The 3,327-nt window shown below is 59.5% G+C and carries 2 protein-coding genes; both read right to left on the reverse strand.

Annotated features, from left to right (window positions below; translation table 11 throughout):
• Positions 1-607: 607 nt before the first annotated feature.
• Entirely contained in the window at positions 608-985 is a 378-nt protein-coding gene (locus FHP91_RS21025) for a hypothetical protein (RefSeq protein ID WP_144311400.1), read from the reverse strand.
• A gap of 3 nt (positions 986-988) precedes the next feature.
• Positions 989-3,082 carry a DNA (cytosine-5-)-methyltransferase gene (gene dcm, locus FHP91_RS21655; protein WP_186301658.1) on the reverse strand — a complete coding sequence of 698 codons (2,094 nt, stop codon included), beginning with the start codon at positions 3,080-3,082 and terminating at the stop codon, positions 989-991.
• Positions 3,083-3,327: the final 245 nt, after the last annotated feature.

Raw genomic sequence — 3,327 nt, forward strand, 5'->3', positions numbered from 1 at the left:
CTGCTCCATGTGCGGGCCGCATTTCTGCTCGATGAAGATCACCCAGGATGTGCGCGATTACGCTGCGCAGCAGGGTATTGACGAGCAGGCTGCGCTCAAGCAGGGGATGGAGGTGAAGGCGGTGGAGTTTGTGAAGCAGGGGGCGGAGGTGTATCGGAAGGTGTAATCCCTCCCCTGCCGTCTGCATGCAAAACGGGCCGCGATTGCGGCCCGTTTCTTTTATGCCCGTCGTCCTACCCCCAGCAGAGCCCGCTCAAGTCGCCTAATCTGTCGTGCCAACCCAATCGGCGTCAACGTGTGTGGCCGGCCCTGACAGCGGAACTCAACCTCCACCCCCATGTTCGACCTCTCAGTCAATAAGTAACAGACACGATTCACGTAACGAATACCGGGGGTAATCCATTGGTCACTTCCTGAGTCACCATCGACAACAGTCCACACGTGGTCTATATCGGAGCCTCGGACCAACTCCCAATCAGCACCAAACGTTTCAAGCCCTATACCGCCCCAAATGTCGTGACGTGCCTCCGGGTGGCGATAAGGGCGAAAGAAGGCGTAGAAGGCATCTTCGTGAAGCCTCAATATCGGAGAAGACATGCTCACGTCCCTATGCTGGCCAATTGCAGGACAGCGTCTCGTCCCATCGCCGAATGCGGAGCAACTGCATTTTGAAATCGTTGGCCCTCCCCCAGCGTGGCAACACGGCTAAATCGTCAGCGCTTGCCAGACGAATCTCTCCGAACTCGTGCCAGACATGGTCCATCTCATCTGAAGGCTCGCAGTCGCACTCGTCCCACAGTTGCTGATAGAGCGTTGGTACGCCGATTTGCTCGGCGATGAAGAATTCGCCGCCATCCAACCGCCCCCGTAGCAACGCGATATCCACGTCACTCAAAACACCTTCGAGCAAGAGCGCACCGTGCGCTTTGAAGTTGCCAGCATCTCGATACAAATACTCGAAAACGCAATAGTCCTCGGCCGCCACGGCTCATGCCCCCACGCTGTCGACAAAGATGGATTCGCGGTGATGCCGAATGAACGCGGGCGTCGGCGGAAAGCGCTCTGGTAATTCGATCTGTCGCCCCGCAAGCGGCACGACAACTTGATTCAGAAACGGATCAGCCGCGCGCTTGACCTGCACCGACACGAGTATCTGGCAATCATCCGTCAACGAGATCAAACCCGCGTCGAAGGCTTTGTCATGGATCGCCGAAAGACATAAGCCATTGCTTGGATTGAGACGATTCGCCTTATCGTCGCGCCACGGCACGATATGGCTGGCAACGAGCAACCGAGCATCGGCCAGTTGCGACATGCAGCAGCGCCCGCGATAGCTCGCCAGCACAGCACGCCGGAAAAAGGCTTGCTTGACGCGCTGCTGGGTAAGAACGCGGCGCGTCTCACCGACGTAGTCGTCCAGCGCAACGCGTGCATCCGCCTCCGGATCGACGGCGTCCGGACTGAGCTTAACCCGCAGGGCATGGCACGCCAACGCCAAGCCCTCCCAGTCCGCATGAAACGCATCCCATATTTCACGATCAAGCGCTGAGGCATTGCCTAAACCCCTCCGCCCAGTGCTCGTGATCGCGGGATCAAGACTTGCGAAATTGACCAGCTTCATCGCCACCGCCGACGGGGTCCGGCCGATCAACGTCGCCAGCGCGATGATTTCTGGGTTTTTCGAATGCAGCTTGCCAAACGGCAATTGGCAGTACAGATGAAAGGCGAGCTTGAGTTGCTCTTTTGTCCAACGGCCTGAACTCATGATGTCGGTTGGCAACTCAATCGAATCGATTGGTGATGCCAATTCCTTTTCACTTAATGACGAAGCCATGAGTCTAGCTGTTGCAGCGACCATCGGAACAACCGCCGCCTCGGCGAATTGTTGATACGCCCGCGTATCCGACACCGGAATCCGGAACGTATCCGGAAAGCCCATCAGTCGCGCACACTCGCGCGGCGTGAGCCTCCGCGGATTCTTGTCCTCGCCCTGATAAACCAGAATTTCCGAACCGTCCTTGTAGTAGCGGGCCGACAGCGTGCGGGTGACGCTATCGGGGAAGACAAGCCCGAAACCGAAGCCGTTGCCCTTGGCGCGGTGCTTGGCGGCGTAGTTTTGGAGATAGGCCCAGAGCTTGGGGGTGAGGGTGTATTTGTCCTGCACCTTGCGCGCGGCGTGGTCGAAGAAGCGGTCGCCATCCCATTCGAGGACAGGCTCGCTGCCGTCGGTACGATGCAAGATGCTGCCGAGCTTCTTGTGGCCTTTCTCCGGCAGCGGCAAGGCATCCCAGTCGAAGCTGACACCCAGATCGCGACGGAAGCCGACGATGAGGATGCGCTCGCGGTGCTGCGGCACGAAGTGGGCGCCGTCCACCACGCGGGGCGAGATGTCGTAGCCGAGCTCGATCAGGGCGCGTTTGATGACATCCCATGTGCGTCCCTTGTCGTGCGACAGGAGATTCTTGACGTTTTCGAGCAGAAAGGCGCGCGGCTGCTTTTCTTCGATGATGCGGCAGATGTCGAAGAACAGCGTGCCCTGCGTTTCGTCGGAGAACCCGTGGGCGCGGCCGAGGGCGTTCTTTTTGGAAACGCCGGCAATGGAGAACGGCTGGCACGGAAAGCCGGCGAGCAGCACGTCGTGATCGGGCACGTCGGCCGCTTCGATCTGCGTGATGTCGCCATGGATGGGGTGCTCGTCGCGGTAGTTCTCGGCGTAGGTCTTTTGCGCGTAGCTGTCCCACTCGCTGGTGAACACGCATTGGCCGCCGATGCCTTCGAAGGCGGCGCGGATGCCGCCGACCCCGGCAAACAGATCGATGAAACGAAACTGCCCTTCCGCCGCCGCTTCGGCGCCAAACGGGAGGAGTTGTTGCAAGGCGTAGTGGTAGTGTGCCGGCACCGCCTGCTCGGCAATCCATCGACGCACGGTGCGCACGTTCTTGCCCAACTGGCGGGCCACTTCGGTCTGGCTACGGAGCTTGAGTGCTTCGGTGAGGTAGTACAGGGCCACATCGGCATCGGGGCCGGTGGTAAGAACGGTTACGGTCATTTCGGCGCCTTCGCTGGGACTTTTTGCGGACATTATGTCCTTTTTATGCCCCAGTCAAGTCCTGCAAATTGCGCGCCCGAAAACAAAAACGCCCCGGTTTTCACCGAGGCGTCGCTGCCTACCCAAACAGGAGACCTCCCCCGCTCAGGCGCTGTGCTGCAATTCGTTCTCTGCCTGCGTCTCGATGTCGGCGAGGGCCTTGGCGGCTTTCTTGAGCGCCGGCAGTAGCGTGAGCACCTTGTCGTGGTTGAGCCGCATGATCGGCGCCTGAATGGCGA

Origin of the sequence: Denitromonas halophila (assembly GCF_007625155.1) — a bacterium.
Taxonomy (GTDB): Bacteria; Pseudomonadota; Gammaproteobacteria; order Burkholderiales; family Rhodocyclaceae; genus Nitrogeniibacter; species Nitrogeniibacter halophilus.

Bases quoted from the DNA above. Each gene is read 5' to 3' on its own strand.
- dcm (WP_186301658.1), bottom strand. From the start codon at position 3,082: ATGTCCGCAAAAAGTCCCAGCGAAGGCGCCGAAATGACCGTAACCGTT.